The following is a 1358-nucleotide window of genomic DNA, read 5'->3' as shown; positions in this document are numbered from 1 at the left end:
CTGAGACCTTTGCAAAATACCCCTTTTACCCAACAGCTGAACCCCAAACACAGGGTTTCGGCTGTTTTCCGTTCCAAATACTCCCTTTATTCCTCTCGGACACCCGATAATTGGGTATCTGAACTGCTATTCAGGCAACAACAGGCGCACGTAGCCTGTTGGCTGCTTTCAACAGGTTCAAACACATCGCCTTCAGATGGCTTTGCGCACTCACTTTGCTCAGACCAAAATAGGCTGCCCGGGCATGACGGAATTTACGGTGCAGCGTACCAAAGCTTTGTTCGACCACATAACGGGTTTTCGATAAATGTCGGTTACGTTTGGTTTGCGCTTCCGTCAGCGGCCGGTTGCGGTGGGATTTGCACATGATGCCGTCCCGCAGCTGATGTTCTTCCAGATGTTGCCGGTTTTCCATACTGTCGTAGCCTTTATCGGCATAGACAGTCGTGCCTTTGGCTAGGCCTTCCAACAAAGGCAGCAGGTGTTTGCACTCATGGGCATTGGCGGCAGTGATGTGCAGTTTCTCAATGTAGCCTTCCGCATCGGTACGGGTATGTTGTTTGTCGCCCAGTCTGTATCGGCCGTCTTTCTTCACCCAACGGGCATCGCTGTCTTTACTCGGTGTGGTTTGGCTATTGACTTGCCCTTCGGCGTCCACTTCTATGGCCTGACGCTGTTTGCCGCCGGCCGTCTGAATAATGGTAGCGTCAACGATGGCGGCGGATGCTTTCTCTACTTTTAAGCCCTTGTCCGTCAGTTGGCAGTCAGTAATTCGGCCAAGGTGTTGTCTTGCGCCAGCCAGTTGCGGTAACGGCATAAGGTGCTGTGATCGGGGATGCTCAGTTCGTCAAAACGGCAAAACAGATGGAAATCGATGCGGGTAATGAGGCTGTGTTCGAGTTCGGGAGCAGAAAGGCTGTGCCATTGGCCGAGCAAAACGGCTTTGAACATAGACAACAGGGGATAAGCCGGACGACCGCGGTGGTCTCGAAGGTAACGGGTTCTTTGATGGTTCAGGTAATGCTCGATCGGTTGCCAATCAATTACTTGCTCCAGCTTCAGTAGAGGGAAGCGGTCGATGTGTTTGGCAATCATGGCTTGGGCGGTTTGCTGAAAGAAGGTGCTCATGAGAAATCCCCTAAATATCTTGGGAGGAAATTTAGGGGATTGGAGGGAATTTTGCAAAGGTCTCTATCTGTATGATTTTTCGGAGACCCCGCTATACCAGCTCCCGCAAAAAATCAGCCAGCACTCTACTTTTAACCTGTTGAATAAAGCGCTTTATTCGAGACTGTCTGTCCGCTTTTTCAGGGATCCCGCTATAAATCCGCATCTTGGTCATGCGGACAAAAGTATTG

1 pseudogene is annotated in these 1358 nt (G+C 50.8%); it reads right to left on the bottom strand.

Annotated features, from left to right (window positions below):
• Positions 1 to 130: 130 nt before the first annotated feature.
• Positions 131 to 1128 (bottom strand): annotated as a pseudogene (locus EII23_RS11895) (IS5 family transposase).
• Between the last annotated feature and the right edge of the window lie 230 nt (positions 1129 to 1358).

The sequence above is a fragment of the Desulfovibrio sp. OH1186_COT-070 genome (genome assembly GCF_003860215.1).
Lineage (GTDB): Bacteria > Desulfobacterota > Desulfovibrionia > Desulfovibrionales > Desulfovibrionaceae > Desulfovibrio.
Note: the sequence above shows the minus strand (reverse complement) of the source record. Positions and strands in the feature narration are given on the sequence as shown.